3 protein-coding genes are annotated in these 4,694 nt (G+C 37.1%); all 3 read right to left on the bottom strand.

Going from position 1 to position 4,694, the window contains the following annotated elements:
• Window positions 1-210 precede the first annotated feature (210 nt).
• Window positions 211-2,319, bottom strand: coding sequence for a hypothetical protein (locus ABWO41_RS15580; RefSeq protein ID WP_353140032.1), 2,109 nt, complete (start codon window positions 2,317-2,319; stop codon window positions 211-213).
• A gap of 617 nt (window positions 2,320-2,936) precedes the next feature.
• Window positions 2,937-4,070 (bottom strand): endo-1,4-beta-xylanase, encoded by a 1,134-nt coding sequence (locus ABWO41_RS15575; protein ID WP_353140030.1) that lies wholly within the window; start codon window positions 4,068-4,070, stop codon window positions 2,937-2,939.
• Window positions 4,071-4,139: 69 nt separating this feature from the next.
• Window positions 4,140-4,694, bottom strand: a 555-nt coding sequence (locus tag ABWO41_RS15570) for a fibronectin type III-like domain-contianing protein (RefSeq protein ID WP_353140028.1), incomplete at its 5' end; no start/stop codon positions are given.

The following is a 4,694-nucleotide window of genomic DNA, read 5'->3' as shown; positions in this document are numbered from 1 at the left end:
CAAAGGCATTATTTTTAGTAATGCCTTGTTTATATTTTACTGTTTTTTGTTTGGACGCCAAATCTATAATCTGCTGAACAACAGGTTTGGCTTTGTATTCCGATCAATCACTCGTTTTTTTTCTGTGTGAAGCCCAATACTGATTGAAAAAACCCGTATTCCCTTTCATCATATTTTTTGATACTACTTATTGAATGTTGAATGAAATATTTATTCTGTACTAAACTTGACATTATAGATTTTCAATACGCCATTATAATCAAACTGAACAGTTGCCGGTTCATTTAATGACTTAGCCTGTGTAATAGCTACTTTAACATCAGGGTTATTGGAGTTTGTTTTAATAACAGGTACTTTCTTTGTACGCACAGGTAATTTGTAAGTTGTCTCATAAATATTATAACCGATAATACCATTCTGATTTGTAGATCTTACCGGAGTAATGGGTAAATCAATTGATTTGCCGTTCACCATTATATTAACCTGCGGTACAATTGGACGAACTATTTTATGGTCTTTGGAACTAAATCCTAATCCTATAAAATCGAAAAGCGCATCCTGTCCCTCGCCTTCGGCAACAAGATATACAGCATGTTTTTTGTCCAAATTATCTACAAATTGAGAAACATCTATGCTAAATTGGGTGGTTTCTGCTTTAGAATTTGCAGGTACATTGATTTCACCTAGTTTCTTTCCCTGCCATACTTCATTGTCCCAGGGCCCGTTTAACCAAACATTTACCTTAAAAGCCTTTACTGTTTTAGGCGTAATAAATAAGTTAAACGCAGTTTGATTACCTGCTTTTGTTCCGTCAAAAGCTTTTAAACCCAAGGTATCTTTTTTTAATCCACCAAAACCAAAATACTTGAACCCTACAATATGCCCGTTTTTTACATTTGTAATAGGCATGTGGTTGTCCCAAACATCCCATGAATCCTGCTGTATACCAATATCAGACAAATAACTGGCATATCCCGCAGAATAATACTGATAAGGATCTAAGCCATAAATATGGAAACCTTCTGATGTAATCTCGGCGCCTTTATATTCCTTTCCCTGACTGTCTTTTGCTGTCCATAACTTATTTGGCGAATAAGGGTCATATGCTCTGATAGACAGCGTTCCGCCTTCTGCTACAGGTTTGTCATCCCACTTTATAGTTACCGGTGCTACTACCGCCTGTCTGGCAAAACCAAATCCTCTGGGTGGCCTATGATAAAACACATACCACTGGCCGTTAATCAATTCAATACTACCGTGAGTATTATGACCGGCATTAGCCGTAACTATCGCTGTTCCGTCTTTGTTCAGCACCGGACCTCTGGAATCTACCAATACGCCGCCACTTTTCCAGGGGCCTAAGGGAGAATCTCCCACTGCATAACGCAGGGTAGAATTTGAGCTTGGCACTCCATATTCCGGACCGGAATAACCACTATAAACGGTTACATACTTATTGCCAACTTTGCGTATAGATGATGCCTCGAAAAAGTTAAAAGACCCTAAATCTTCTTTTTCATAAATATTTGGATAGGTAGTACCTTTTGGATCGCGAATTACGCCATATTTGCTGCTTGCCGGAATAAAGTAGTTGATAATTTTAGTTCCGGGCCTTAGCGAATACATGGTTTTTTGATCTAATTCTGCTGCTAATGATCTTTGAAAGCCCCAAAATCCATAAGCTCTGAAACCTATCTCGTAATCCGGATCCTTCGGATCATCAATATATTCTATATAAACTGCAGGGTCAAAACCCAGGATACTGCCCGGTACAGTACGTTTCCCGTCTTCTGTAAGGTTAATAGGTGTAAAAGGCCCATCCGGACGACTTCCTTTAGCTACCATTGCCTCCCGATTTGGTCCACGGCTATGTGGATAGAGATAGTATTCTTTGGTTCCGTCTTTTCTTTTTACCTCCACTAAATCTGGCGCATACATCACATCCCACTGTCCCTCAATTTCATAAGTAAAAATTGCTCCTTCATCTCTCCAACTCGATAAATCTTCTATAGGAGCAGACCACATTCTAATATCCGGACCACAATAGCTCGTATATCTTAAGTCGTGAGAACCGATGATATAAGCTCTGTATTTTCCCGGATTATCCGGATCTTCGAAAACACGTGGTTCCCCATCGGGTAAGTGTTCCCACAAAGGCAAGTATGGATTACCGGCTGCTTTGTGAATAAATTTCTGCTGTGTTCCAGTACTTTTTTGCAGGATATCTTGTCCTTTAATATTTCCTGCAAACAGCAATGCCGACACAATAAACATACAGCTTAACGCTAGCTTATTAAATATTAGATTCGCTCTTTTCATGAATAAATCAATGTTTTAGATTATTTTAAAAGTGGTTATTTGTTCTTCTGTCAGAATACGCCGAATTACCGTATAACTGCTGGTACAACAAGCAAAAACACGCTTCTTGTACAGTTGCAAGTGTAGAAGTATTAGATTTAGTTAAACGGCATAAATTGTCAAAAAAATGGAATTTTTGTTTGAGCCTCTAATTTTCAAACGCTCACATCTGTTAAAAACACTACTGACAGACAATGATTTACAATTAAAACATTAAAAATAGAATAGAGCTATATTCTCTCGTAGAAGCACCTCGATAAGCAAATAAGCATTTAAACCACTCTTTGTTGAAACTCTAATTTTCTACCGAAAGGCCCTGTAAAACTTGAAAGTCCAATTTACAGGTGTTCAGGACATATACTTTTTGTCATTATTTTTGCATATATTAGTAACTAGAATTATGTTAACACCCTTGTCTTAAACGCCTTCTAAAGTTATTTCTACCTTTTTCTATTTACCCAAACCAAGATTTTATAACTCCGCTATAGTCCACCTTTCATCCACATATACCCCACTGTATCTGGCTTATACCTTGTACTATTCTATAGCTATTCCTTTACTATACCCCTAAACGTTGTTTATTTACGGCTTCTTTTTTGAAGAGCCAAATCTATAATCTGCTTAACAACAGGTTTAGCATTGTATTGCCGGTCAAACAGCAAGGCATAATCTGTTCTGCCGGGCATTGGCCAGTTATTCCGCCACGAGTCTGCATCTGTAACTCCCCAAACTGTAACCCTACTGATTTTATCCTCATGTTTTAAAAAAAGTTTAAAGAAATCCAGATAACGTTTTTCAAATATTGTCTCTTTATCTTTAGGCAATCCATCTTCATATGGATTCATTTCTTTCTTGTATGCAAAATTACTCTCCACCTGGGCACCAATATTTCTATTGGGCATAGGTAAAACGGTAATATCCATTTCTGTAATCATCACTTTTACTCCTTCTGCCGCAAAAGCCAATATGCTTTTTTCAAACTCCTCAACTTTTGGAAAATCAAGCGATAAATGCCCCTGCATTCCAATAGCACTAATCTTAATTCCTTTGGATTTTAGATTCTTAATCATTTTAACAACGCTATTTCGTCTGCCTTCCAAAGCCATTGAATAGTCGTTGTAATAAAGTTCGGCGTCCGGATCGGCTGCATGTGCAAATTTGAAAGCCAGCTCTATAAATTCTTCTCCTATTATATTGTAAAATTTACTTTTTCTCCAGGATCCATCATCAAGTATTGCTTCATTCACCACGTCCCAACCTTTAATTCTGCCTTTATACCTGGAAACAACGGCTGTAATATGATTTCTCATGCGCTCTATTAGCACTTCTTTCGAAACCTCCTCTCCTCTTTCATTTTTAAAAAACCACGATGGCGCTTGTGAATGCCAGATTAGGGTATGACCTATAAGAAACATGTTATTGGCTTCGCCATACGCTACAAACTTATCTGCATCTTTAAAATTGAATTTGCCTTCCTGAGGTTGCAAATGCATACTTTTCATAGAATTTTCTGCAACAATAGAATTAAACTGGCTCTTTATTAGCTTGTCGGCAGCAGGATTTCTTTCCCAAATTTGGTTGAGATTTAAAGCAGTTCCAATGTAAAACTTCCCCTCAAAAGCTTGTTTTAATGATTCGACAATAGCTTTTTTTTGAGCATAGCTAAAACCGGAACAAACCAGTAGCAGCATAAGTAATAGATTCCTTTTCATTTAAAAAAATATATTTGGCAGTGAATATTTCTCAATTTAAAATTGAATTACGGTTTGAACACATTAGATTTATAATACCACATTTATACTGATTGATTTAAGGCGAGCTTCATCTGATGAACCTCCATACATAATGGTATAATTACCTGCTTTCGGACCAAGTCCATCTTTTGACGGATCATAAAATTCAAATGCTTCTGCAGTAAGCTGGAAATCCAGGTGTTTTGTTTCTCCAGCCGCAATAACTACCCTTTTAAATCCTTTTAAAGATTTTACCGGAGCATCAGGATCATCATTTCTCTTTACATATACCTGAACAACTTCTTCTCCTTTATTATTGGAGATGTTAGTAAGTGGTATTGATATGTTTAAAGTGTTGCCTATTTTAACTGTCCCAGATGTTAGCTTTGCTTCGCCATAATTGAATTTTGAATAACTTAACCCATGGCCAAATGCATAAAGAGGCTTCTCAGTCATATACCGATATGTTCTGCCCTGCATGCTGTAATTCTCAAAATCTTGTCTGCTGGTATCAGATGTTTTTAAAAGCGCGTTATCTAGTTGGCTTAAGCTTTTATAGAAAGTTATTGGCAATCTGCCCGCTGGATTATAATCTCCAAATAA

The organism is Pseudopedobacter sp. (assembly GCF_040392825.1).
GTDB lineage: Bacteria > Bacteroidota > Bacteroidia > Sphingobacteriales > Sphingobacteriaceae > Pseudopedobacter.
This window is presented reverse-complemented; position numbering and strand designations above follow the sequence as displayed.